This is a genomic window from Stenotrophomonas sp. 1337 (genome assembly GCF_031455455.1).
Classification (GTDB): domain Bacteria; phylum Pseudomonadota; class Gammaproteobacteria; order Xanthomonadales; family Xanthomonadaceae; genus Stenotrophomonas; species Stenotrophomonas indicatrix.
In genome coordinates, this window is the sequence record NZ_JAVDSR010000002.1 from 214,543 (window position 1) to 238,206 (window position 23,664).

General features: G+C 67.4%; 26 protein-coding genes. 17 read left to right on the forward strand and 9 right to left on the reverse strand.

The genetic code is table 11. The annotated features are described in order from the left end of the window. From amt to J2X70_RS04890, 9 genes are all read left to right on the forward strand, one after another. The gene (gene amt, locus J2X70_RS04850) at window positions 1–1,431 is read left to right on the forward strand and encodes an ammonium transporter (protein ID WP_025875965.1); all 1,431 of its coding nucleotides are present in this window, start codon (window positions 1–3) and stop codon (window positions 1,429–1,431) included. 428 nt (window positions 1,432–1,859) lie between these two features. Beyond that, entirely contained in the window at window positions 1,860–2,606 is a 747-nt protein-coding gene (locus tag J2X70_RS04855) for an N-acetylmuramoyl-L-alanine amidase (protein ID WP_309909209.1), read from the forward strand. A 116-nt stretch (window positions 2,607–2,722) separates the two neighbouring features. Then, window positions 2,723–3,877 carry an MltA domain-containing protein gene (locus J2X70_RS04860; RefSeq protein ID WP_309909211.1) on the forward strand — a complete coding sequence of 385 codons (1,155 nt, stop codon included), beginning with the start codon at window positions 2,723–2,725 and terminating at the stop codon, window positions 3,875–3,877. Window positions 3,878–3,986: 109 nt separating this feature from the next. Beyond that, a complete protein-coding gene (locus J2X70_RS04865; protein WP_033832709.1) occupies window positions 3,987–4,289 on the forward strand; it encodes a hypothetical protein in 303 nt (100 codons plus the stop codon). Between the two features lie 83 nt (window positions 4,290–4,372). Further along, window positions 4,373–6,418, forward strand: coding sequence for a TonB-dependent receptor (locus tag J2X70_RS04870; RefSeq protein ID WP_309909213.1), 2,046 nt, complete (start codon window positions 4,373–4,375; stop codon window positions 6,416–6,418). Between the two features lie 107 nt (window positions 6,419–6,525). Further along, window positions 6,526–7,587, forward strand: coding sequence for an ATP-binding protein (locus J2X70_RS04875; RefSeq protein ID WP_309909215.1), 1,062 nt, complete (start codon window positions 6,526–6,528; stop codon window positions 7,585–7,587). Next, complete coding sequence (ntrC, locus tag J2X70_RS04880) at window positions 7,580–9,028, forward strand: nitrogen regulation protein NR(I) (protein ID WP_309909217.1); 1,449 nt, start codon at window positions 7,580–7,582, stop codon at window positions 9,026–9,028. Before J2X70_RS04875 ends, ntrC begins: the two co-directional genes overlap by 8 nt. Before the next feature lie 93 nt (window positions 9,029–9,121). After that, window positions 9,122–9,691: a superoxide dismutase family protein gene (locus J2X70_RS04885; protein ID WP_025875951.1), complete on the forward strand. Its 570-nt coding sequence runs from the start codon at window positions 9,122–9,124 to the stop codon at window positions 9,689–9,691. Window positions 9,692–9,724: 33 nt separating this feature from the next. Continuing rightward, complete coding sequence (locus tag J2X70_RS04890; protein ID WP_309909219.1) at window positions 9,725–10,357, forward strand: superoxide dismutase family protein; 633 nt, start codon at window positions 9,725–9,727, stop codon at window positions 10,355–10,357. Between the two features lie 115 nt (window positions 10,358–10,472). Here the strand turns inward: J2X70_RS04890 and J2X70_RS04895 are convergent, their stop codons facing one another. Then, the gene (locus J2X70_RS04895) at window positions 10,473–11,360 is read right to left on the reverse strand and encodes a hypothetical protein (RefSeq protein ID WP_025875947.1); all 888 of its coding nucleotides are present in this window, start codon (window positions 11,358–11,360) and stop codon (window positions 10,473–10,475) included. A 93-nt stretch (window positions 11,361–11,453) separates the two neighbouring features. On the opposite strand from J2X70_RS04895, the gene J2X70_RS04900 reads away from it, so the two are divergent. Beyond that, a complete protein-coding gene (locus J2X70_RS04900; protein WP_088100805.1) occupies window positions 11,454–12,749 on the forward strand; it encodes an acetyl-CoA C-acetyltransferase in 1,296 nt (431 codons plus the stop codon). 123 nt (window positions 12,750–12,872) lie between these two features. On the opposite strand, the gene J2X70_RS04905 is transcribed toward J2X70_RS04900, so the two are convergent. The 3 genes from J2X70_RS04905 to J2X70_RS04915 form a co-directional block, all read right to left on the reverse strand. Beyond that, window positions 12,873–14,180, reverse strand: coding sequence for a heme biosynthesis HemY N-terminal domain-containing protein (locus J2X70_RS04905; RefSeq protein ID WP_309909222.1), 1,308 nt, complete (start codon window positions 14,178–14,180; stop codon window positions 12,873–12,875). Window positions 14,181–14,186: 6 nt separating this feature from the next. Next, on the reverse strand, window positions 14,187–15,167 hold the full coding sequence (locus J2X70_RS04910; protein WP_301869471.1) for a uroporphyrinogen-III C-methyltransferase: 981 nt from the start codon (window positions 15,165–15,167) through the stop codon (window positions 14,187–14,189). A 104-nt stretch (window positions 15,168–15,271) separates the two neighbouring features. Beyond that, on the reverse strand, window positions 15,272–16,060 hold the full coding sequence (locus J2X70_RS04915) for a uroporphyrinogen-III synthase (RefSeq protein ID WP_309909225.1): 789 nt from the start codon (window positions 16,058–16,060) through the stop codon (window positions 15,272–15,274). A 33-nt stretch (window positions 16,061–16,093) separates the two neighbouring features. Between J2X70_RS04915 and J2X70_RS04920 the strand changes: the two genes are divergently transcribed. The 5 genes from J2X70_RS04920 (at window position 16,094) to J2X70_RS04940 (ending at window position 19,184) form a co-directional block, all read left to right on the forward strand. Then, window positions 16,094–16,561 carry a YiiD C-terminal domain-containing protein gene (locus J2X70_RS04920; protein WP_032951885.1) on the forward strand — a complete coding sequence of 156 codons (468 nt, stop codon included), beginning with the start codon at window positions 16,094–16,096 and terminating at the stop codon, window positions 16,559–16,561. Window positions 16,562–16,593: 32 nt separating this feature from the next. Next, window positions 16,594–17,025 carry a hypothetical protein gene (locus tag J2X70_RS04925; RefSeq protein ID WP_032978037.1) on the forward strand — a complete coding sequence of 144 codons (432 nt, stop codon included), beginning with the start codon at window positions 16,594–16,596 and terminating at the stop codon, window positions 17,023–17,025. Window positions 17,026–17,082: 57 nt separating this feature from the next. Next, the gene (locus tag J2X70_RS04930; protein ID WP_025875933.1) at window positions 17,083–17,520 is read left to right on the forward strand and encodes a rhodanese-like domain-containing protein; all 438 of its coding nucleotides are present in this window, start codon (window positions 17,083–17,085) and stop codon (window positions 17,518–17,520) included. 99 nt (window positions 17,521–17,619) lie between these two features. Beyond that, window positions 17,620–18,138 carry a protein-export chaperone SecB gene (gene secB, locus J2X70_RS04935; protein ID WP_025875931.1) on the forward strand — a complete coding sequence of 173 codons (519 nt, stop codon included), beginning with the start codon at window positions 17,620–17,622 and terminating at the stop codon, window positions 18,136–18,138. 20 nt (window positions 18,139–18,158) lie between these two features. After that, window positions 18,159–19,184: an NAD(P)H-dependent glycerol-3-phosphate dehydrogenase gene (locus J2X70_RS04940; RefSeq protein ID WP_025875929.1), complete on the forward strand. Its 1,026-nt coding sequence runs from the start codon at window positions 18,159–18,161 to the stop codon at window positions 19,182–19,184. Between the two features lie 95 nt (window positions 19,185–19,279). Here the strand turns inward: J2X70_RS04940 and J2X70_RS04945 are convergent, their stop codons facing one another. Then, window positions 19,280–19,756, reverse strand: a complete 477-nt coding sequence (locus tag J2X70_RS04945) for a nuclear transport factor 2 family protein (RefSeq protein ID WP_309909230.1) — start codon at window positions 19,754–19,756, stop codon at window positions 19,280–19,282. A 108-nt stretch (window positions 19,757–19,864) separates the two neighbouring features. Here J2X70_RS04945 and J2X70_RS04950 point away from each other — a divergent pair, with 108 nt between their 5' ends. After that, window positions 19,865–20,542, forward strand: a complete 678-nt coding sequence (locus J2X70_RS04950) for a hypothetical protein (protein WP_309909232.1) — start codon at window positions 19,865–19,867, stop codon at window positions 20,540–20,542. A gap of 30 nt (window positions 20,543–20,572) precedes the next feature. Here the strand turns inward: J2X70_RS04950 and J2X70_RS04955 are convergent, their stop codons facing one another. Together J2X70_RS04955 and J2X70_RS04960 are read right to left on the reverse strand one after the other, a co-directional pair. Beyond that, window positions 20,573–20,941 (reverse strand): hypothetical protein, encoded by a 369-nt coding sequence (locus J2X70_RS04955; protein WP_033832719.1) that lies wholly within the window; start codon window positions 20,939–20,941, stop codon window positions 20,573–20,575. Window positions 20,942–21,409: 468 nt separating this feature from the next. Then, on the reverse strand, window positions 21,410–21,622 hold the full coding sequence (locus tag J2X70_RS04960; RefSeq protein ID WP_199776064.1) for a helix-turn-helix domain-containing protein: 213 nt from the start codon (window positions 21,620–21,622) through the stop codon (window positions 21,410–21,412). A gap of 364 nt (window positions 21,623–21,986) precedes the next feature. On the opposite strand from J2X70_RS04960, the gene J2X70_RS04965 reads away from it, so the two are divergent. Beyond that, window positions 21,987–22,430 (forward strand): Rid family hydrolase, encoded by a 444-nt coding sequence (locus tag J2X70_RS04965; protein WP_309909236.1) that lies wholly within the window; start codon window positions 21,987–21,989, stop codon window positions 22,428–22,430. Window positions 22,431–22,523: 93 nt separating this feature from the next. On the opposite strand, the gene J2X70_RS04970 is transcribed toward J2X70_RS04965, so the two are convergent. Next, window positions 22,524–23,000: a nuclear transport factor 2 family protein gene (locus J2X70_RS04970; protein WP_025875918.1), complete on the reverse strand. Its 477-nt coding sequence runs from the start codon at window positions 22,998–23,000 to the stop codon at window positions 22,524–22,526. Window positions 23,001–23,063: 63 nt separating this feature from the next. Continuing rightward, window positions 23,064–23,633: a TetR/AcrR family transcriptional regulator gene (locus J2X70_RS04975; protein ID WP_032978050.1), complete on the reverse strand. Its 570-nt coding sequence runs from the start codon at window positions 23,631–23,633 to the stop codon at window positions 23,064–23,066. Window positions 23,634–23,664: the final 31 nt, after the last annotated feature.

A 23,664-nucleotide genomic window follows, 5' to 3' on the forward strand; every position in this document is an offset into this window, starting at 1 on the left:
ATGAAGATGCGCCTTTTCACCGGGTGGCAAGCCCGGTTCCATCTGGTGTGCCTGCTGATGCTGTTCAGTGCGCTGGCCGCCGGTGTCTGGCCAGGCAGTGCACATGCCCAGGCCCAGGTCACGCCGCTGCAGAGCGAAGCCGTGGCCGTCGAGCCCTTGCAGGACCCGACGGCCGCTGCGCCTGCGGCTGCCGAAGCAGTGGCCGCGCCCGCCTATGACCACGGCGACGTCGCCTGGATGCTCACCTCCACCCTGCTGGTGCTGCTGATGGTGGTACCGGGCCTGGCCCTGTTCTACGGCGGCCTGGTGCGTTCGAAGAACGTGCTGTCGGTGCTCAGCCAGATCCTGGTGGTGTTCTCGCTGGTGCTGCTGTTGTGGGTGGCCTATGGCTACAGCGCAGTGTTCAGCGCCGGCAATCCGTTCTTCGGCTCGTTCACCGAATTCGCCTTCCTCAAGGGCTTCACCCCGGAGTCGGTGGGCAACACGCCGATCAAGGGATTGCCGGACTACCTGTTCGTCGCCTTCCAGTCGACCTTCGCCGGCATCACCACCGCGCTGATCGTCGGTGCCTTCGCCGAGCGCATCAAGTTCCGCGCGGTGCTGCTGTTCTCGGCGCTGTGGTTCACCCTCAGCTACATCCCGATGGCGCACATCGTCTGGGGCGGCGGCTACCTGGGCGAACTGGGCGCGATCGATTTCGCTGGTGGCACCGTGGTGCACATCAACGCCGGCGTGGCCGGTCTGGTGGCTGCATGGTTCGTCGGCAAGCGGCTGGGCTACGGGCAGACCGCGTTGAAGCCGCACAACGTGCCGTTCACCTATATCGGCGCGATGCTGCTGTGGGTCGGCTGGTTCGGCTTCAATGCCGGTTCTGCCGCCGCCGCCGACACCGTCGCCTCGCTGGCCTTCCTCAACACTGTGCTGGCCACCGCTGCAGCGGTGCTGGGCTGGACGCTGGTGGAAGCGATCAGCAAGGGCAAGCCGTCGGCACTGGGCGCGGCCTCGGGTGCGGTGGCAGGCCTGGTTGGCATCACCCCGGCGTGCGGTACCGTCGGCCCGCTCGGCGCGATCGTCATCGGCCTGGTTGCCGGCGTGGTCTGCGTGTGGGGCGTGACCGGCCTCAAGCGTCTGCTGAAGGTGGACGACACCGCCGACGTGTTCGGTGTGCATGGCGTGGGCGGCATCGTCGGTGCGATCCTCACCGGTGTGTTCAGCGCGCAGTCGCTGGGCGGCACCAAGGCCGATCTGGATATCGGCCACCAGGTGTGGGTGCAGGTGGTCAGCGTCGGCCTCACCGTGCTGTGGTCGGCCGTGGTGACCGCAGCCATCCTGCTGCTGGTCAAGGTGGTGGTCGGCCTGCGGGTGACCGAGGAGGCCGAGCGTACCGGCCTGGATGTGACCTCGCATGGTGAATCGGCCTACGAGGCCTGATGCATCTACATGGTGGGTGCCGACCGTTGGTCGGCACTGCACCTGCTCTGGTAGGTGCCAAGCTTGCTTGGCACTGCTCCTGCGCTGGACTGCTCCTGCTCTGGTGGGTGCCGACCGTTGGTCGGCACTGCATCTACTCTGGTAGTTGCCAAGCTTGCTTGGCACTGCTCCTGCGCTGGATTGCTCCCGCTCTGGTGGGTGCCGACCGTTGGTCGGCACGGTCGGTGGCCCAGCCACGCATGGCGTGGCTCTACTCCTGCTCTGGTGGGTGCCGACCGTTGGTCGGCACGGTCGGTAGCCCAGCCACGCATGGCGTGGCTCTACTCCCGCTCTGGTGGGTGCCGACCGTTGGTCGGCACGGTCGGTGGCCCAGCCACGCATGGCGTGGCTCTACTGCATCGTCCGGGCTTATCGCGCACAATCGGGGCATGCACCCGATCCGCACTTCCCTGATGCTCTCGGCCTGCCTGCTGCTGGCCGCCTGTGCCTCCACGCCGCAGGAAACCCGCAACCCGCTTGCCACCTGGGTGCCGTCGCCGAACCAGAACGCGCGCACGCCGGTCATCATCGTCATCCACCACACCGAGCAGAAATCGGTGCAGCAGAGCCTGCACACGCTGCGTACCGCCAACAGCGGCGGGCGGGTCAGTGCGCATTATCTGATCGGCGCCGATGGCCATCGCTACCAGCTGGTGGCCGATGAGCGCCGCGCCTGGCACGCCGGCTCCGGGCGCTGGGGCACCATCACCGACCTCAACTCCGCGTCCATCGGCATCGAGCTGGACAATGACGGCCGTACGCCCTTCAGCCCCGCGCAGATCGAAGCGCTGATCGTGCTGCTGCGCGACCTCACTGACCGGCTCAACATCCCACCGCGACAGGTGATCGGTCACGCCGACCTGGCGCCGACGCGCAAGGAAGATCCCAGCCGCTTCTTCCCGTGGCAACAGTTGGCCGAAGCCGGTTTCGGCGTGTGGCCGCGCGCTGCCGATGGTGCTGCGCCGGAAGGATTCGATGCATGGGCCGCGCTGGCGCGCTTCGGTTATCCGCTCGACAACCGCGAAGCAGCGGTACGGGCGTTCCACCGCCGTTTCCGTGGCAGCGACACCCTGCCGAAAGTCCTCGACGCCGAAGACGCGCGCATCCTGCATTCGCTGTTGCTGCAGACCCCGTAGCCGGTAGCGCCGGGCCATGCCCGGCGAGCGCACCGCGCGGGATCCGCTTCTCGCCGGGCATGGCCCGGCGCTACCCAAGGTTGCCGCGCCACCATCGGCCCCACTACATTGCGACGATGATCACTGTTACGTCGCCGCGCGCGCTCCTCACTTTCTTGGCCGTTGCCCTGCTTGCCGGCTGCGCCACCACGGGCACCCGGCCTGAAGCGCCGGCCGCTGCCAAGCCCGCTGCCGCCACCTACGCCAAGGTCGACTGGAAGGCTCTCCCGGCCGTGACCGATGCCGACCTGCAGGCCGGCTTCGCCGCTTGGCGCAGCAGCTGCACCCGCCTGAAGAACGATGCGACCTGGGCCAAGCCCTGCGCGACCGCCAGCACCGTGTCCGACAAGGACGCCAGCGCGATCCGCGCATTCCTGCAGCGCGATCTCGATGTCTATTCCCTGCGCGCCGGCGGCCATCGCGCCGACGGCCTGATCACCGGCTACTACGAACCCATCTATCCGGGCAGCCTCACCCGTACCGACACCGCCACCGTGCCGGTGTACGGCACACCCGATGATCTGGTGGTGGTGCAGCTGGACAGCGTCTATCCCGAACTGAAGGGCAAGCGCCTGCGCGGTCGCGTGGAGGGCAAGGTGCTCAAGCCCTACGACGATGCCGGCAGCATCGCCAGCAAGGGGGCCAAGGCGCCGGTGCTGGCCTGGCTGACCGATCCGATGGACCTGCAGCTGCTGCAGATCCAGGGTTCGGGGCGGGTGCGCCTGGCCGATGGCAAGCAGGTGCGGCTGGCCTATGCCGAACAGAACGGCCATCCCTATCGCGCGATCGGCCGCTGGCTGGTGGAGCAGGGCGAGCTGAAGAAGGAAGACGTCACCATGGACGCGATCCGCGCGTGGGCGAAGGCACATCCGACGCGCGTACCGGAACTGCTGCGCAGCAATCCCAGCTACGTGTTCTTCGTGCGCAGCGCGGACAGCCCGGAAGGTCCGCGCGGTTCGTTGAACGTGCCGCTGACCGCCGGCTACAGCGTGGCGGTGGATCGCACCGTGGTGCCGCTGGGCAGCCTGCTGTGGCTGTCCACCACGCGCCCGGACGGCACGCCGGTGGTACGCCCGGTGGCCGCGCAGGACACCGGTGGCGCCATTGCCGGCGAGGTACGTGCCGATCTGTACTGGGGCAGCGGCGATGCCGCCGGCAAGCTGGCCGGCGACATGAAGCAGCAGGGCAACCTGTGGCTGCTGTGGCCGAAGGGTGTGGCGTTGCCGCAGTAGGTCAGCAGGGGTCAGATCCCCCTCCGCAGGAAAGGGATCTGACCCCCATATGCCTGATAATGGCGCCATTCCGAACTTTCCGGTCGCGCATGCGGCCAGGACCCATGCAATGAAATACGCAAAGAACAACGCAAAATCCAACACGAAGAAGTACTACAAGCACTGGGCCGAATCGGGCCTGGGCAAGGGCAACGTGCTGATGGAAGCCCGTGGCGAGAAGATCGTGCGCCAGGTGGAAATCTACGGGGCCAAGGTCGTGTGGGCCGATGAAACCGGCCAGAGCGATGACCGCTTCGTGCTGGCCGACCAGCCGGTGTCGTTCATGGATTTCGACGAAGACGACGAGATCAGCGCGCGCGAGTTTGAAATCGCCTGGAAGAAGGCCCGGGAAGCCACCGGCTACCCCGTCTAAGGTCGAGGGAGCTGCAGTCATCGGATGGCTGGCGGAATCGAAATGTTATAAAGTTTCATTTCCAACCTCCCGCCCGCCCCCTGATGAAGACTCCCACGCTGGTGGCCGCGCTCGCGGCCGCCCCGTTCGCCCCTGAAGCATTCGCCCAGTCCGCCGACGCAGCGCTCACCCTGGGCAAGGTCGATGTGCACCAGCACAGCGAGGGGCAGCTGAGCGCACACCAGGTGCTGACCTCGGTGGACGTGCTGGGCGCGGACCAGATCGAAAGCCGCAATGTGTCGCACAGCTGGGAACTGCTCGGGCAGATGCCCGGCATCCAGCTGACCGAAACCCGGCAGGGCGCCGAGTCGGGCAAGGTCAGCTTCCGCGCCTTCAACGGCGAGGGCTACCTCAATGCCATCAAGACGCTGATCGACGGTATCCCCAGCAACGTCAACAGCGGCAACCAGCGCTTCATCGACATGCTGTTCCCGCTGGAGATCAGCTACATCGAAGTGGTGCGCGGTACCAACGATCCGCGCTATGGCCTGCACAACATCGGCGGCAACGTGAACTTCGGCACGCGCCAGGGCGGAACCTACACCGACGCGCGGCTGGCCTATGGCAGCTACAACACCCGCGATGTGCAGCTGGCGGTGGGCCGCGAAGCCGACGGCTTCGCGCAGAACTACTTCGTCGGCACCCAGGCCAGTGACGGTTATCGCGACCACGACAGCTCGAAGAAATACGCGCTGGGCGGCAAGTGGTTCTTCGGCTCGCTGGAGGAGGGGCTGCGCATCGGCCTGACCGCGCGCGCCTACCATCACGAGGCCGACGAACCCGGTTTCATGACCGCGGAAGAGCTGCATGCGGGCCGCCGTGGCAGCGACCTGCGCAACGCCAATGACGGCGATGACCGCGACATGCGTCAGTTCGCCGCGCACCTGGACATGAAGCTGTCCGACGCGGTGACCTTCGGCACGCGGCTGTACTACAACCGCTATGAAGACGACCGTCGTGTGACCTTCAGTGACCTGCCCAGCGGCAACCTGCCGCGCCAGCGTCGTGTCTGGGACGAGCGCCAGGCAGGCCTGCTCGGCACGCTCACCTGGCAGGCCAGCCCCATGCTTACCGTGGAAGGCGGGCTGAACTACGAGCAGCAGGACAATGGCTACCGTCGCGAGCGCTACGCCTACGCCGAGCCCACCGATTTCAGCCAGGTACCGGCACGCGTGCAGAACAACGACCGCCACAGCTTCGACAACTGGGGCGCCTACGTGCAGGCCATCTACCAGCCGGTCGAAGCGTGGAAGATCGTGCCGGCCTACCGCGTGGACCGTTTCAGCGGCCACACCCGGCTGATGAACGGCGCCACCGGCCGCCTGCAGGACTACGGCAGCATCGGCCAGCCCAAACTGAGTGTCATCCACAGCCTGGGTGAGTACACGCACATCTACGCCAACTGGGGCCGTACTTTCCAGGTGCTGACTGGTTCCACCGCGCCGGCCTACCTCACCCCGGGGCAGGCACCGATGCAGCCCTCCACCAACACCGGCATGGAGCTGGGCCTGAAATTCCAGCCCTTCGCCGGCAGCCAGGCCCGGCTGGCGGTATGGCAGCAGGACGCGGAAAACGAAGTGTCCAACATGCCGGCCACCGGCACCACGGTCATGCTGGGCAAGACCCGCCGCCGCGGCGTGGATGCGCAGATCAGCGCGCAGCTGGGTGACGCGTGGACGCTGTGGGCCTCGCATGCCTACCAGGAGGCGAAGATCACCCGCGACGACCGCGCCGCTGGCGTGACCCTGCAGGGACGCGAAGTGGCCGCCACCCAGCGCCACATCAGCAACCTCGGCCTGGACTACCAGGCCAGCGATGCCCTGCAACTGGGCCTGCAGGCGCGCGCGCAGGGCGATTACTACCTGGAAGAGCGCAACGCCACTGGCAAGTTCGGCGGCTTCGCCGTGCTCGACCTCAGCGCGAAGTATCAGATCACCCCGGCCTGGAGCGTGGACCTGCAGCTGAAGAACGTGACCGGCCGCGAGTATGCCTACGCGTGGTACGACAGCTTCTTCTGGGACAGCGCCCGGCCGATGTTCTCGCCCGCCCCGGGCCGCGCGGTCTTCGTCGGCCTCAACATGAAGCTGTAACCGCAAAGCCGGTAGTGGTCGAGCTTGCTCGACCTGCAGGGGTCAGCGCCCTTTCCTGACGGAAAGGGCTCTGACCCCACACCCACGTTTTGCACTACATTGGTGCAATGCCCGACCCCGCACCCCCGCCGTCCCTCGATGCCCTCGGCACGCCGCTGGCCTGGGCCGGGCCCGATGGCCGCATCGCCGGCTGCAACCCGGCCTTCGCGCGCTGGCTGGGCGTCAGCGGCCGGCGCCTGCTCGGTCAACCCTTGGCCGCGCTGGAAGTGCAGGGTGAGGCGCTGGCCCATTTCCTGGCCCGCGACGAGCGCGACAGCCTGCGCCTGAACCGGCTGGCGTTGGCGCTGCCAGGCGAAGCCGCGCGTTTTGCCGAAGGCTGGATGAGCCGCCGCGACGATGGCGGCTGGCTGCTGGAGGCGCATCCGGTCGATGAGTTCCCCGGGCTCGACCCGACCCAGGCCCTGCCCAGCGCGCTCAGCGCAGCGCTGAAGGGCCTGGCGCACGAACTGCGCAATCCGCTGGCCGGGTTGAAGGGCGCCGCACAGCTGCTGGCCCGCCGCGCGGCGCAGCGCGATGCCAGCGAACGCGAACTGATCGACCTGATCGGCTCGGAGATCGAGCGGCTCAATGGCCTGCTCGAGCAGCTGCTGTCACCAGCACCCGCCGCGCCACACGCGGCGCTGAACATCCACGCCGCGTTGGAGCGGGTGCTGCGCCTGGCCGAGAACGAGGCCGGCTGGGCGGTGCGCCTGCAGCGCGACTACGACCCCAGCATCCCCGAATTCGGTGGCGACGCCGACCGCCTCACCCAGGCGGTATGGAACCTGGTGCGCAATGCCATCCAGGCCGGTGCCGGCAACATCACCCTGCGCACCCGCGTTGAACACGGTGTGCGCATCGCCGAGCAGCTGCACACCCTGGCGTTGCGGCTGGAAATCGCCGACGACGGCCGTGGCGTGCCCGAAGAACTGGCCGAACATCTGTTCCTGCCCCTGGTCAGCGGTCGCGCCGAAGGCACCGGCCTGGGCCTGGCGCTGGCCCAGCAGGTCGCGCGCGAGCATCGCGGCACGCTGACCTACCGGTCGCGCCCGGGCCATACCGTATTCACCCTGCTGCTGCCGATCGGCAACGGCACCGCCGCCGCCGAGGAGGCCCCGCGCGATGTCTGAGTCTTCCGTGTCCCCGCCGTGCATCTGGGTGGTCGACGATGACCGCGCCGTGCGCTTCGTGTTGTGCACCGCGCTGCGCGAGGCCGGCTACCAGGTGGTCGACTTCGACAGCGCCGCTCCCGCACTGCAGGCGCTGGCCGATAGCCCGCCGCCTGCGCTGCTGTTCACCGACGTGCGCATGCCCGGCGACGATGGCCTGGTGCTGCTGGACAAGCTGAAGGCCGCGCTGCCGCAGCTGCCGGTGGTGGTGATGTCGGCCTACACCGACGTCGCCAGTACCGCCGGTGCGTTCCGCGGCGGTGCGCACGAGTTCCTGTCCAAGCCGTTCGATCTGGACGACGCGGTGGCACTGGCCCAGCGCGTGCTGCCTGCGGTGGCGCCGGCCATGGCCGCGCCGACGCCCGCGGCAGAAGCCGCCAGCGACCAGCCGCCGCAACTGGTGGGCGATACGCCACCGATGCGCGCGCTGTTCCGCGCCATCGGCCGCCTCGCGCAGGCGCCATTGGCGGTGTTGATCATCGGCGAAACCGGTACCGGCAAGGAGCTGGTGGCCAACGCGCTGCACCGCGAATCACCGCGTGCGCAGCATCCGTTCGTCGCGCTGAACACCGCCGCCATTCCCGCCGAGCTGCTGGAAAGCGAGCTGTTTGGTCATGAAGCGGGTGCGTTCACCGGCGCGCAGCGGCGCCACATCGGCCGCTTCGAGCAGGCCAACGGCGGCACCCTGTTCCTCGATGAAATCGGTGACATGCCGTTGCCGTTGCAGACGCGCCTGCTGCGCGTGCTCGCCCAAGGCGAATTCTTCCGCGTGGGCGGACGCGAACTGATCCGTGTCGATGTGCGCGTGGTCGCCGCCACCCACCAGGATCTGGAAGGGCTGGTCGCGCAGGGAAAATTCCGAGCCGATCTGCTGCACCGCCTGGATGTGGTGCGCCTGCAGCTGCCGCCGCTGCGCGAGCGCCGCGAGGACATCGCGCAACTGGCCACCACGTTCCTGGCGGCTGCCGCGCGCAGGCTCGATACGCCGCCCAAGCGGCTGACCGCCGCCGCCCTGCAGGCGCTGCGCGAGCACGACTGGCCGGGCAACGTCCGCGAACTGGAAAACGTGTGCTGGCGCATGGCCGCACTGGCCGCCGCCGACACCATCGGTGTGGCTGATGTTGATACCGCGCTCAACCGCACCCGCAGCCGGCGCAGCAGCGCGGCCGCCGGTGACCCGGGCCAATGGGAAGCGCTGCTGTCCGAATGGGCACGCCGGCAGCTGGCCGAGGGCACCGAGGGCCTGCACGCGCAGGTGCGCGAACGGGTCGACCACGCCCTGTTGGAGGCCGCCCTGCAGATCACCCACGGTCGTCGCGCCGAAGCCGCCGCGCGCCTGGGCCTCGGCCGCAATACGCTTACCCGCAAGCTGGGCGCCGGTCGCCGCCGCGGCGGCCATTGAACGGTGCCTGCACGCGATCCTCGCACCCGCTTGCCGAACTGTTGATCCTCCATGGACGATGCCGTCCGTAGTGTTACCTGCAAGGAGTCCTCGATGCGTTTGTCCTTCGCCCTTCTGCCGCTGTCCGCTGCCGTGCTCCTGTCTGCCTGTGGCAGCGCACCGAAGAAGCCGCAGCCCACACCGCCGCCGGTGGTCACCACGCCCGTGGCCCAGCTGGCCGAAGCCAACCTGGCGCCAGCCTCGGCCAGCATCGTCAGCGGCCGTCTGGTGCTGAAGACCGAAAGCGGTGGCGTGCACTTGACCGGCCTGGTCGGCGGCCTGCAGCCGATGCAGCAGGCCGGCTTCCACATCCACGAGCGCGGTGACTGCAGCGCGGTGGACGCCAGCAGCGCCGGCAACCACTTCAATCCCGCCGGCGTCGCGCACGGTCGTGCAGGCAGCGGCAAGCACCACCTCGGTGACATCGACAACCTGCAGGCAGACGCGCAGGGCCGCGCCAACATCGATGTGCATCTGAAGGGCGTTACTCTGGGCGGAGGCGCCGCCACGGATATCGCCGGGCGTGCACTGGTCGTGCATGCCAGGGCCGACGACTATCGCAGCCAGCCCGCCGGCAATGCCGGCGTCCGCATCGCCTGCGGCGTGATCCGGGTAACCCGCTGATCACACCACCGGCATTTCCCAAGGAGAGTTTCCATGCGTCTGATCCACACTTCGCTGTTCGCGGCCATCGCTGCACTGGGCCTTGCCGCCTGCAACCAGCAGCCGGCAGCACCGGCAGCCGAAGCCCCGGCCACCACCCCGGCCGAAGGTTCGGCAGCGCCGGCCGACCCGGTCACTGCACCGGCTGCCGCAGCGGCCCCGGCAGCCGATGCCTCGGCCACTGCCGAACTGGCACCGACCCAGGGCAATGAAACCAAGGGCTCGATCACCTTCAAGCTGGTCGACGGCAAGGTGCACGCATCCGGCCAGATCAGTGGCCTGAAGCCGGGCAGCGAGCACGGCTTCCATATCCACGAGAAGGGTGACTGCAGCGCGCCGGACGGCATGAGCGCCGGTGGCCACTTCAATCCGGGCAAGCAGGACCACGGCAACGTGGCCACTGATCCGCACCACGGTGGTGACATGCCCAACATCAAGGCCGACGACAAGGGCGTAGCCACCATTGATGGTCCGGTGTCGAGCAACGTCAACATCGGCAAGGGTGATGATTTCGACATCATCGGCCGCGGCCTGATCGTCCACGCCGACGCGGACGACTACAAGACCCAGCCGACCGGCAACGCCGGCGCGCGACTGGCGTGCGCGGTGATCAGCAAGGCACCGTAAGAAAACGAAAACGCCGGCGCAAGCCGGCGTTTTTCAGTTGATCCGCCGGGCATGGCCCGGCGCTACCGTATTCCGTGGGTAGCGCCGGGCCATGCCCGGCGGCATTACCTGGTCGTCAGCGCGCCAGCAGTTCGCGCGCGTCCTGGCCGGCTTCGCAATGCACGAACAGCACCGGCACACCGTGCGCTTCCAGCACCGCGGCCATCTGCCGCTGGCGCATCAGGAACTGCTCGTAGATGCCCTGCAGGCGCTCGCAGTCGCCCTTGCCGTGGTTGTAATGCGCGCACCAGCCGGCCGGGTCGAACAGCGCCATGCGCGCTTCGCCCTGCGTATAGCGCAGCAACGGCTCGGGTGCGTCACTCAGCCACTCGTCCTGGCCCGGGGCCATGATCGCGGTTTCAATCAGCGGCCACAGCGCGGCCAGTCCCTGGTTGTCGTACTGCATCGACATCATCGCGGCCAGATCGTTCACGGTGAAATAGCGTGCGTGCTCCACGCGTGCACCGAACGTGTTCTGTGCCATCAGCGCGGTATCGGCATGGGCCATGCCATTGGCCAGCAGCACCTCTTCCAGCGCATCGGCCACGGCTGTCGTGGTTGCCACGTCGGTACCGGTCAGCAGGAACGGCACCACCCGCAGGCCACCGCCTACCAGGGTAGCGTCGGCCTGGAACGGCAGCGGCACATCACCGCTGGCATCGGCGCCGAAGGCCAGCACGCGCGGGCCCTGGTTGCTACCGGGCGCGCGCATCTGCAGTTCTTCCAGGCGGCGATGGATCGGCCAGCCGGGGCGAAGCACTTCGGCCGGATCGAAATGGGCGGCGGCGAACACCAGGTCCAGCTCGGCCACCTGTGGCACCAGCTTGGACAGGTCGCGGCCGACGCGTTCGGCCAGTTCACCGGCCTGTTCAGCGCTGAGCACCGCCTGGCGGGGGATTTCGCCGCCGGCCAGTTCCAGGGCCAGCACGCCAAGGGCATTCATCGCAGGGTCGGGTTTGCTCATGGTTCCACGGTTGGCCCATCACAGGGCGGCAGCTACACTTGGCCCCATTATGCCTGCTCTGTCGTGCAGGCCATGTTGCAGACACCCTCATCCATGCCAGGTATCTCCATGCCCAACGCTCGTCCCGTCGCCATCCTCGGTGGCGTCCGCATTCCGTTCTGCCGGCAGAACACCGCGTATTCGGATGTCGGCAACCTCGGCATGTCGGTGCGTACGCTGGGAGCGCTGGTCGAGCGCTTCGGCCTGCACGGCCAGCAGCTGGGCGAAGTGGCGATGGGTGCGGTCATCAAGCACTCCAGCGACTGGAACCTGGGCCGCGAAGCCACGCTGTCCTCGGGCCTGTCGCCGTTGACCCCCGGCATCACCCTGCAGCGCGCCTGCGGCACCTCGCTGGACAGCATCATCACCGTTGCCAACAAGATCGCCCTGGGCCAGATCGAGTCCGGCATCGGCGGTGGTTCGGACACCACGTCCGACGTGCCGATCGTCTACGGCAAGAAGCTGCGCGCGCGCCTGCTGGCGGCCAACCGTGCCAAGAGCACCGGCGACAAGATCCGCGCACTGACCTCCGGCTTCAAGTTCGCCGAGCTCAAGCCGGAGTTTCCGGGCGTGGCCGAGCCGCGTACCGGCAAGAGCATGGGCGACCACTGCGAGGACATGGCCAAGGAGTGGAACATCTCGCGCGACTCGCAGGACGAGTGGGCGGTGTCTTCGCACAAGAAGCTGGCCGCAGCCTATGAGCGCGGCTTCTTCAATGACCTGATCGCACCGTTCCGCGGCGTCGAGCGCGACAACATCCTGCGTGCCGACACCTCGCTGGAGAAGCTGGCCACGCTGAAGCCGGCCTTCGACAAGGTATCCGGCCGCGGCACCCTGACCGCCGCCAATTCCACCCCGCTGACCGATGGCGCAGCCGCGGTGCTGCTGGCCAGCGAAGAGTGGGCACGCGCACATGGCCACGAGCCGCAGGCCTACCTGCGCGACGCACACGTGTCGGCCGTCGATTTCGTGCACGGCGAAGGCCTGTTGATGGCGCCGACCGTGGCCGTGCCGGAGATGCTCAAGCGCAACGGCCTGACCCTGCAGGACTTCGACATCTACGAGATCCACGAAGCCTTCGCCGCACAGGTGCTGTGCACCCTGCGTGCGTGGGAGAGCGAGGATTACTGCCGCAACCGCCTCGGCCTGGATGCGCCGATGGGCCGCATCGACCCGGACAAGATCAACCTGCTGGGTTCGTCGCTGGCCACCGGTCACCCGTTCGCCGCCACCGGTGCACGCGTGATCGCCACGGCGGCCAAGCAGCTGGCCGAGCGCGGCGGTGGCCGTGCGCTGGTGTCGATCTGCACCGCCGGCGGCATGGGCGTGGTGGCGATCGTCGAACGTTGAACGCCACGGTAGTGCCGGCCGCTGGCCGGCAACGTTGGAATTGAAAACGCCGCCCGATGGGCGGCGTTTTTGTTATCCCGGTGGGCTCACACGCCAACCAAGGTTGGCGTCTACCGAAGCGGGTCACGGCACCCGCGGGTTGCCGAACGCGTCGCGCTCTTCATTGGCGTCGTACACCGGCGGCAGCGGTGCAATCGACTGCTCCTCGACGGTCGCATGCCGCGGCGGGTCAACCACCGCTGCCGGTGCACGCACCAGCGCCACGCTGTCTTCGCCACGCTGCAGGCGCAGCGCGTTGGCCAGGCACTGCGCGGCCAGCACGTGTTCGCCACGTTGCGCGAAGGCTTCGCCCAGCGCTTCCCATGCAGGGGCACCGGCACCCGCGGCGATGGCTTCATGCAGGAACGCATCGGCCGCGTCCCACTGCTGCTGCGCCAGCGCGATGCGGCCCTGGGCCAGGCGCAGGGCCGCCGAGTCGTCATGCACGTTGCGCCAGCGCTGCAGGTTGGCCTGGCGCGTGGCCAGACGTTCGGCCGGCAGACGGCCATACACGGCCACCAGTTCGTCATCCCAGCGGTGGTCCAGCGCCTGCTCAAGCGCCAGCAGTGCCGGTTCGTCCCAGTCCAGTGCAACTGCACGAGTGGCGTAGGCGGCAACTACGTCCGGGGTCGGTCGCAGCGCCTTCGGCGTGGCTTCCCACTGCGCAGCCAGGGCGTTGACGTCGCCCGCTTCCAGCAGTGCCTGCGCGGCCAGGCGTGCTTCCAGCTCGCTGCTGGCCTCGGCCGGAAGCACCTTGGTCTGGCGCAGCGCGCCCAGCTGGCCGTAAGCCTCGTGCGCGCGGCCAGCACGTGCCAGCGCTTCGGTACGCAGCCACAGACCACGCGGCGGCAGCGGCTGGATCGCCGCCACATCCAATGCGTTGATCGCATCCACCGGCAGATCGTTGGCCAACAGCTGCTCGGCACGCAGCAGTGCCTGCAAGGTCGCATCGCTTTCGCCCAGGCGCTGCAGCAGCGCCTCTGCAGCGGGTGCATCGGCCCGCACCTGCGCGCTGCGCACGGCATTGGCCAGGGCAACCCCGCTCACTTCCGGATCCTTGGCGGCGCCATCCAGCAGCTTCTCGGCGCGCTGCCACTGGCCATGCTCATAGGCCAGCAGACCATCGATCAGGCGCACCCGGCCCTGCTTGCGGCGGTAGCGGCCCCAGGCACGGAACGGTGCGGCGATCAGGCTCCACAGCAGCCACAGCACCAGCACGCCGATCACCGACAGCAGCGCTACCTTCGGCAGGTTGCTGTGGTAGTCGTAGCCGCCATAGCGCAGGGTCACTTCGCCGTAGCGGTTCAGGTCATCGGTGCCGAGCCATTGCGCGGCAACTACGCCAATGGCCACGGCCAGCAACAGCACGACCAGTGATTGCAGGGGTTTCATACGGGCTTACCTCCGGTCGGTCTGGGTACGCAGTTGTTGCAGGGTGCTGCCAAGCACGGTGTCATCGGCCTGCAATGGCAGCGAGCGCAGGGCATGGAGTTCAGCACGTTGCGCGCGCAGGTCCGGTGAATCCGGCCAGCGCCGCTGCGCCCAGAGATCGATTCTGTTCAGCGCGGCATCGCGGCCTTTGCCGTCGCCGCGCTCGATCGCTGCGCGGGCCAGGGTCAGTTCCAGCTGCAGCGCCGTATCGATGGTGGCGCGCTCGGCCGACGTCAGCGGGCCGTTCAGGCGGCTCGGGGTGATATCCACGAAGGGCGCCAGCGCGGCCTGCCACCACGGTTTTGCGGTGTTGTTGGCCGACGTCTGCGCGATCTGCGAAGGCAGGCCCTGCAGGGCCTTGCCCAGCGCGTCCAGGCGTTGCAGTGACAGCACGCGCGGGCCAGCGCCCAACGCATCCAGCGCGTTGCGTTCCTGCACCAGTGCCTGGCGCAGGTTCAGGCCGTCGCTGTCGGGCAGATCGGCCAATGCAGTGGCGGCCAGCGCATACAGCCGGCGTGAGCCTTCCACGTCATCGGCGAAGGCCAGCCGCTGTGCGGCCTGGGTCAGCAGCAGTTCGGCCTCATCGCGCTGCACGGCCTGACGGCCCTGGTTGGCGCTGTCGGCCAGCTTGGCCAGGTTTTCTTCCAGCAGGGCACTGCGTTGCGACAGGCCCAGCACTTCGTCGCGCAGCACCCGGTTGGTGGTGGCCGCATCCTGCAAGCGCTGGCTGGCAGCACGCTGGTCGCGGCGCAGGGCCTCGACCGTAGCCTCCAGCCCCTTCAGCTGCACGGCGGTGGTCTGCGCCTGCGCCAGCTGGTCGCTCTGCTGCTTCTGCCAATAGTGGTAGCCGGCATAGCCGCCGGCGCCCAGCACCGCCAGCACGGCGAGCGGCAGCAGCCAGCGCATGGGGCGATGGGGCGATGGAGCGGGCGGCAGAGTGTCGTTCATCGGGCTTCCTTGTCGGCGGCAATGCCGGAACAGATCCGGCAGGCAGCGTTGTGCACAGCATCACTGTTGCCGACGACACCGGCAAGCCGCTGCCGGGCGCCTGTTCAGGTCGCTGCCGGGCCGGTGAGCGCAGTGTGTGCAGCGGCCATCAACTGAACGCTGGTAGGGCCCTCGCTGCGCACCACCCGGGTCAGCCCCAGGGCCTGCGCCTGCGCGCCCAGCCGGTCGCTGGCCACCAGCGCGATCGCGTTCGCCCGCAGCCGCTGCTGCCAGTGCGCAGGCAGCTGCTGCCAGAAACGCTGCAATGCCTCGCCACTGCTGATGGCCAGCAGCCAAGGCGTCGGAGAACGGGCCAAACGCGCCAGCATGCGCCGTGACAAGCGCAGTGGCAGCCGTCGGTAGACATCAGCGCGGGTGATCTGCGCGCCCGCGGCCTGCAACTCAGCGGCAATCAGGCCCCGGCCTCCCGGTGCGGTCACCAGCCCGATCTGCATGCCCCGCACATCGCCCAGCACCGGCATCGCCAGCAGGCCCTCGCTGTCCATCCGCTGGGGCGCATGGACGTCAGCGACGCCATGGGCCAGCAGGGCACGCGCGGTGCCTTCGCCCACCGTCAGCCACGGGCTGCGCTGCGCCGTCGCCAGCGGTAGCAGGCTGGCCGCTGCGGCCACGGCTGCCGGGCTGGTGAACACCACCCGATCGCTGGTCAGCGCCCGTTGCAGTTGCTGGCGCGCGGCGCTGCCCTGCACACGCTGCAGCCGCCAGGGCGAAAGCGCGACGGTACGGCCTCCCAGCCCTGCTGCGGCATGGCGCAGCGCCGCCTGCTGGCCCTGCGGGCGCAGCGAGATCAGGGTCCAGCCAGTGGGTATCGTATGGTTGGCCATTACCGTCATTATGCGGGCCCTTCGTTGTCGTGGTTGCTGCTGATGGCTGTTGATGCCCTGACCTCTTCGCTGGCTGCCCTGCAGGACGTGCTGGACTGCATGCCGGCGGTCCGCGCGATGCAGATCCGCCTGGATGGCTATGCCGACGGCGTGCTGCGCATCACCGCGCCGCTGGTGGCCAACGTCAATGACAAGGGCAATGCGTTCGGTGGCAGCCTGGCCTCGGTGCTGACCCTGTCCGGCTGGGCGCTGGTCAGCCTGCGCCTGCGCCTGGCCGGCCACGACGCCGAGGTCTACGTGGCCGACAGCAACCTGCGCTACCTGGCACCGGTCTATGAAGACCTGCATGCCCATGCCGAAGCGGCCGGAAGCGGCGCCTGGGAGACCTTCCTGGCCACCTTCCGCCAGCGCGGCAAGGCCCGCATCAGCATTGTCGCCACCCAGCCCGGTGCCGACGGCAAGGCCGCGGCCGAATTCAGCGGTCGCTTCGTTGCCTTCGCCAAAGGGTAGGATGGCAGGCTGACGCCCTGCGGAACCCACCGATGCGCCGCCTCATCCAGATCCTCCTGTGTTCCCTGCTGCTGCTCAGCGCCGCCGCCGGCGCTGCCGCCGACGACCTCAGCCGCAAGCAGCGCAAGCTGCTGGAAGAGACCCAGATCGCCTACGGTGCCACCATCCGCTGGGGCAGCATGGACGACGCCATTGCCTATCTGGACCCGCAGCTGCGCAAGTCCAAGCCGCCGACCGAGTTCGAACTCAACCGCTATGCGCAGCTGCGCGTGTCGTCCTACCGCGAGCGCAGCAGCGCATCGCTGGACGGCGGCCAGGTCGAGCGCCGGGTCGAAATCGGGGTGATCAACCAGAACACCCAGGCCGAGCGCACCGTGGTGGTGACCGAGCGCTGGCGCTGGGATCCGGAAGCCAAGCGCTGGTGGCAAAGCGCGGGCCTGCCGGACCTCTGGCAGGGGCAGTGACGGGTCGCGTCCGGCTTGTGCGACAATCGGCGCCCGCTTAATCGACCCGTGACCTGAGTGAATTACGAAGAGTTGCTGGCCTTCGCAGGCCGAAACCCGATGCTGTCCGCGGCCCTGGTCGGCCTGACCGTGGCCCTCATCGTCACCGAAATCCGCCGCCTGTTCCGGGGCTTCAAGGGCATCAAGCCCGCCGAACTGACCCAGCTGATCAACGCGGGCGGCACGGTGGTGGTTGATCTGTCGCCCAGCGCTGATTTCGAAAAGGGCCACATCGCCGGCAGCCGCAGTGCCCAGGCCAGCGCGTTCGGCCCCGAGCACAAGCTGGTGGCCAACGCCAAGCAGGCCCCGGTGGTACTGGTGTGCCGCAGCGGCAACGCGTCCGAGACCGCCGCCAAGGCGCTGAAGAAGGCCGGCTTCGAGAAGGTCTTCGTGCTCGACGGCGGCATCCCCGCGTGGCAGCAGGCAGAACTGCCGCTGGTCAAGGGCCGCAACTGATAGCAGGCGGTGGCGGATGTGGCCTTGTTTGCGCCCTCCGCCGCCCCCATCGCAGTAATTCGACCATCGTTTTCATTGCATTCACTGGAGTTACTGGAAATGTCCGAAGAGACCACCAACGGCGCTGTCGCGCCGGTCGATGCCGCCACCGGCCCCGCGTTCACCGTCGAGAAGATCTACGTCAAGGACGTTTCCTTCGAGTCGCCGAATGCCCCGTCGATCTTCAACGACCAGGTGCAGCCGGAACTGCAGCTCAACCTGAACCAGCAGGTCCAGCGTCTGGGCGAGAATGCCTTTGAAGTCGTGCTGGCCGTGACCCTGACCTGCCAGGCCGGCGAGCGCACCGCGTACGTGGCCGAAGTGAAGCAGGCTGGCGTGTTCGGCCTGGTCGGCCTGGACCCGCAGTCGATCGACGTGCTGCTCGGCACCCAGTGCCCGAACATCCTGTTCCCGTACGTGCGCCAGCTGGTCAGCGACCTGATCCAGGCCGGCGGCTTCCCGCCGTTCTTCCTGCAGCCGATCAACTTCGAAGGCCTGTACGCAGAAACCCTGCGCCAGCGCCAGGAGCAGGGCGACGCACCGTCGCTGGCTGACTCCGAGCCGGCCGGCAACGCCTGATCCCGGCCGCGACGTCACGGATGAGCACTACCGCTGACAAGATTGCCGTACTCGGCGCCGGTTCCTGGGGAACCGCGCTGGCGACGCTGCTCGCCCGCCACGGTCGCCAGACCGTGCTGTGGGGGCGCGATGCCGCCGTGGTCGAGGCCATCGACCAGCGCCACGAGAATCCGCGTTACCTGCCGGGCATTCCGTTGCCGGAATCGCTGCGCGCCACCACCGACCTCGCGTCGGCGGTGGAAGGTGCCGCCTGGATCCTGGTGGTGACCCCGTCGCATGCATTCGGTGAAACCGTGCGCGCGCTGGCGCCGCTGCGTCCGGCCGGTGCCGGTGTGGCTTGGGCCACCAAGGGCTTCGAGCCCGGCTCTGGCCGCTTCCTGCATGAAGTAGCGCGCGAAGTGCTGGGCGAGGACGTGCCGCTGGCCGTTGTCACCGGGCCGTCGTTCGCCAAGGAAGTCACCCTGGGCCTGCCGACCGCGATCACCGTGCACGGCGACGTGCCCGAGTTCGCGCAGACGGTGGCCGAGGCGATGCACGGTCCGGCGTTCCGCGCCTACACCGGCGACGACATGGTCGGTGCCGAGCTGGGCGGTGCGATGAAGAACGTGTTGGCCGTGGCCACCGGCGTGGCCGATGGCATGCAGCTGGGCCTGAATGCCCGTGCCGGCCTGATCACCCGTGGCCTCAACGAGATGCTGCGCCTGGCGGCAGCGATCGGCGCCAAGCCGGAAACGCTGATGGGCCTGGCGGGGCTGGGCGACCTGGTGCTGACCTGCACCGGCGACCTGTCGCGCAACCGCCGCCTGGGCCTGGCCCTGGGCCGCGGGCAGACGCTGCAGGACGCCATCCGCGAAATCGGCCAGGTGGTCGAGTCGGTGCAGACCGCCGACGAAGTGATGCGACAGGCGCGCCGTCATGGCATCGACCTGCCCATCTCCGACCGCGTGCGCGCCGTGCTGCATGGCGAGCAGACCCCGGAAGAAGGATTGCGTGCGCTGTTGGCACGCGAACAGAAACCGGAATATCCGGACACGCTGTTCAAGTGAATCGAAAAACCCCGGCCCAGCGCCGGGGTTTTTTTGCGCGTGCGCGAAAGCCATCCACGCATGGCGTGGATCTACTGTGGAACCTGTAGCGCCCATCACCGCGACCGCGGCGGCGCGTTGGTGTTGTCCATGTCCGAAAAAATCATCCATGGCCCACCCGCCACGCGCTTCAACGTCAGCGTGAACTTCCCGGTATCGCCTGCGTTGTTGCCGTAGGTGTAGGCACCAATGATGTAACCGGTGGATTCCTCTGCGGCATAGGCCAGCGCACGCAGCCGCAACGGGCTGCTTCCCTGGCCGGCATACGCCGCCTCGATCGCCGCGCGCCCGCGCACGGGCGGCTGGTTGCTCTGCAGGATGAAACCATCCTCGGTAAACAACCTCGCCAACGCCTTCGCATCACCGGTGCGCCACGCCTGTTCGTAATCGCGCAGCACGCGATCCAGCGTGGCGGGCAGGGGGACATCGGCAAGACGTGCGGCGGGCGAGGATGCGGTGGGCTCCTGCGCAACAACAGGCCCGGCCAGCAACAGGCCACTGATGAGAAACACGGCAAGTCTTGAATGGCACATACGTCTGCATCCTGGCGGTGATGGAAGGCGTGATTGCCAGAGTATCCACCTTGGCTGGCGGGTAGAATCACGCGGTCGCCGGCTGGGCGAATGGACACAGGACAGGGAATGACGTCTCGAATGATGGGAATGGCAGGGCTGGTCGCGTTGCTGGCTGCGTGCACGCAGGCAGCGACACCGGAAGCAGGCACCGCAGCTGCACCCGCCGCTACTGCTGCGCCGACGGAAGCCCCCGCCGCCACGACCACGGTGGTCGAGCACGCACCTTCCGTCGAAGACGGCGTGGACCCGTCGGTGTGGGACAACGAAGGCGAGCCGGAAGGTGAGACCCCCGGCGCCGAACTCACCTGCGCGGACAATCCGCTGGCGACTTATTTCTTCACCCTGGTCGGCGGCAACACCGTGGACGACTGCGGCCGCAAGGACCCGAAGGTGCTGGCCGCGTTCGACGCCCTGATGAAGAACACTGCGGCGGCCGAATCGCCCGACAAGAACGTCCCCTCGCTGCGCGAACGCCTGCTGAGCGGTCCCAGCGGTCCTGGCGAACTGATGGTGCTGCAGGGCGAGCCGTGGTGGCTTTACACCGCCTGTCAGGCACACCAGTGCTCGACCACCGCGCTGGCGATGCTGTATTCGCCGACGCACTCGAAGATGGTCGGCCGCCTTACCGCCCGCTGCAACGTGTGGTGGCTGGGCGAGCCGAACGCGGAGCAGCGCGCCCTCATCGAGCGCGAGCGGCCGGTGGACGAGGCGATGTTGAAGGAAGAAGGCGATTCCTGCGAATGACCGGCGGTAACGCCGGAAGATTCTCCGGCGTTACGCCTCAGGCCGCATCCGCGCGCTGACCTGCGCGGTCAGCGCCAGGCACGCCATCATCAAACCCTCCATCACCCGATCGCCCACGTATTCGTCGTCCGGTCCGTTCTGGCGGACGCGCTCGGCCGCCAGCAGCATTTCCAGCGCGATGCGCAGGCCCGCCAGTGCGCAGTCCGCATCGGCCAGCGCCATGCGGCGGCCGGGCATCTGATGACGCTCCGGCCACGGCTGGCCGTCGGCGGCTGCGCCTTTTCCAATCCGCGTCAGCGTGGCGATGAAAGCTCTGGGATCGATCGCAGATGCTTGTTCTGATGACGCATCGCCAGCTGCGCGATAGGGATGGGGGCGGGGGAATTCCGGTGCAGTCATGGCTGGGGCTCCGTGCAGGACAGACGGTAGCCGCCACACAATGGTGGCGGGCGGAGACGTGGCTCGAAAACCGGGACAATGAACCGGCAGGCACAAGGCCTCCACGCTCCGCCCGCCGCAGCCGGCAGACGGATTGCCGACCGACGCCACGCGAGGTGGCGTCGGCCGGCAAGCGCAATCACTTCATTGTCGATACGGGTTTTCGAGGCCCGGCCACCCCAGATGAGGCGGCTCGTCATCTGTACCTGTGCCGACGCTCAGTGCCAATCAGAAGAGTTGCATTCAACGCTTGATGCAAGACGCTTTCGGCATTCTCCCACGCTGTTAAGCCGCACCAGACGCCGATGGCGCAAGGGCCCTCAGCGATAGAGGAATATGCGACATGGGTCGTGATTGCCGGCGTAGTTGGCTGACACCTCAGCGAGGCAATAGCGACAGAACTCCGCGATGCGGCGATACAGCGTGGGGCTAGTCGAGCTCTATGAGAAAGCGCGTGGCCATGGCAGATGGCACCACAGACGCCCCGACCCGCTTCAGTTCAACCAGCCCATAGCCTTCCATCATCCGAAGGGTACGAGAAAGGCTTGGAACCTTGCGCCCGCAGTGCTCGGACAGTTCGGTGAGCGACCTGGGTTGAAGTTCGCGCAGCAGTCGCAACAGCCGGCGGTTCTCATCGCTCAATACTGCGGCCAGGGAAGACAGGGTGGAGAAGGCTATCGCCCCCTCCGTAACCTGCGGTGGTGCCGATCTGTCCTTTCGTTCTCCACCGATGACACAACGTCGGAAGGTACTTTGGACTGGCGAACGGCACGTATCGGAATCTGTCATCGGTGCGGGATTGCATTGGGACCGATAGATCATGTCTGGCCGAGCACGCGTTGGATTGAACAAACGGCGCATGGATGGCGCAACCGAAGTCTGTGTCAGCTTCCGGCCAGCCGCAGAAGCACGAGGCTCACGATCACGCTTGCCTCACCCGTTCGGGGCAGGCGGGGACCCGAGCCTGCCGGCAGACTGGCGACCTTATCCTTGGAAGGACAACGCAATGAGTACCTCCAACCGCAAGACGGCCAGCTTCGGCGTACCGTGGGAATCGGCCTATGGGTATGTACAGGCCGTGCGCGTGAACAATTCGATCTTCGTGTCGGGCCAGCTCTCGCACACGCCGGAGGGACAGCTGGTGGCGCCGGCCGCTCTGGGCGCTGATGGAAAGCCTGTCAACTTCGACACCATGGAAGCGCAGATGAAGCGCACCTACGAGAACGCGCAGGTGTTGTTGGCCGAGCTGGGTGGATCGTTGGCGGATGTGGTTGAGGAAACCCTGTTTGTCATTGATGTGCCTGCGGCGTTCGCCGCCAGCAGCAAGGTCAGGCCTGCCGTCTATGGCCAGCCTGTTCCCCAGGTGGCCAGCAACCTCATCGGGGTTTCCGCGCTCGCCTTCCCCGAACAGTTGATCGAGATCGCGTTCCGCGCTGAAGTGCAGCCGTAGCCGGACCCTGAAGCGAAGGAGCACCGCGCGCTGACATGGAAAGCCCGCGGGCGCATTCACGCCCGCAGGCCTTCCTCACGTTGGCTCCGCAACTTACATGCCCAGGTCGGACAGCCCCGGGTGATCATCCGGGCGGCGCCCCAGTGGCCAGTGGAACTTGCGTTCGCTGTCCTTGATGGGCATGTCGTTGATGCACGAGAAGCGGCGCTCCATCAGACCATCCGCGCCGAACTCCCAGTTCTCGTTTCCATAGGAGCGGAACCAGTTTCCAGAGTCGTCGCGCCATTCATAGGCGTAGCGCACGGCGATGCGGTTGCCGGTGAATGCCCACAATTCCTTGATCAGGCGGTACTCAAGCTCCTTCTTCCACTTTCGGGCAAGGAACTGCCGGGCTTCCTCGCGGCCGTTGGTGAACTCGGCGCGGTTTCGCCACTGGGTGTCGAGCGAATAGGCAAGCGCCACTTTGTCGGCATCGCGGGAATTCCAGCCATCTTCTGCCAAGCGAACCTTCTGGATCGCCGATTCGAGAGTGAACGGGGGAAGGGGGGGACGGGGTGCTTCTGCGGACACGGTGGGGCCTCCAGTGGAAATGGATGAACGGGGTACTGCGGCGGGATTTCGGTTACTGCGGCGTTAGCGCGTGGCTTGCTTCAACAACAACTGCGCAACGTCCCTTGCGGTGTCTGCGGCGTCGTAGTCACCCATCACGCGCGATACGGTGATGGCGCCTTCCATCAGAAGCAGCAGCTGCTGCGCCAGAACGGCCGGCTGCGCGATGTTCAGTTGCCCGGTGAGCTCCAGCGTGTAATCGAGCAGTTTCTGCTTGTGATGCTTGGCGATCCTGCGGATCGGGTCGTGCGAATCGCCGACCTCACCTGCCGTGTTGATGAAGGCACAGCCGCGATAGCCCTCGGACTTGAACCAACCTTTGAGCACCGTGAACATGCCCAGGATGCGCGCTTCCGGGCTGCCGGCCTTGTCGCATTCCTGCCTGAACCAGTTGAGCCAGCGCACGTCCCGCGCGTTCAATGCGGCTGCGGCAACCTGGTCCTTGTTTTCAAAGTGTCGGTAAATGCTCTTGCGCGCAACGCCAGAGGTCTTCACCAGCAGATCCATGCCGGTCGCATGTATCCCGTTCTGGTAAATCAGCGCCTCCGCCGTGTCCAGGATCTTCAGTCGGGTGTCGGTCGTTGTCTTATCCATGGCGCCAAGGTAGAACGATCGTTCTACCTTG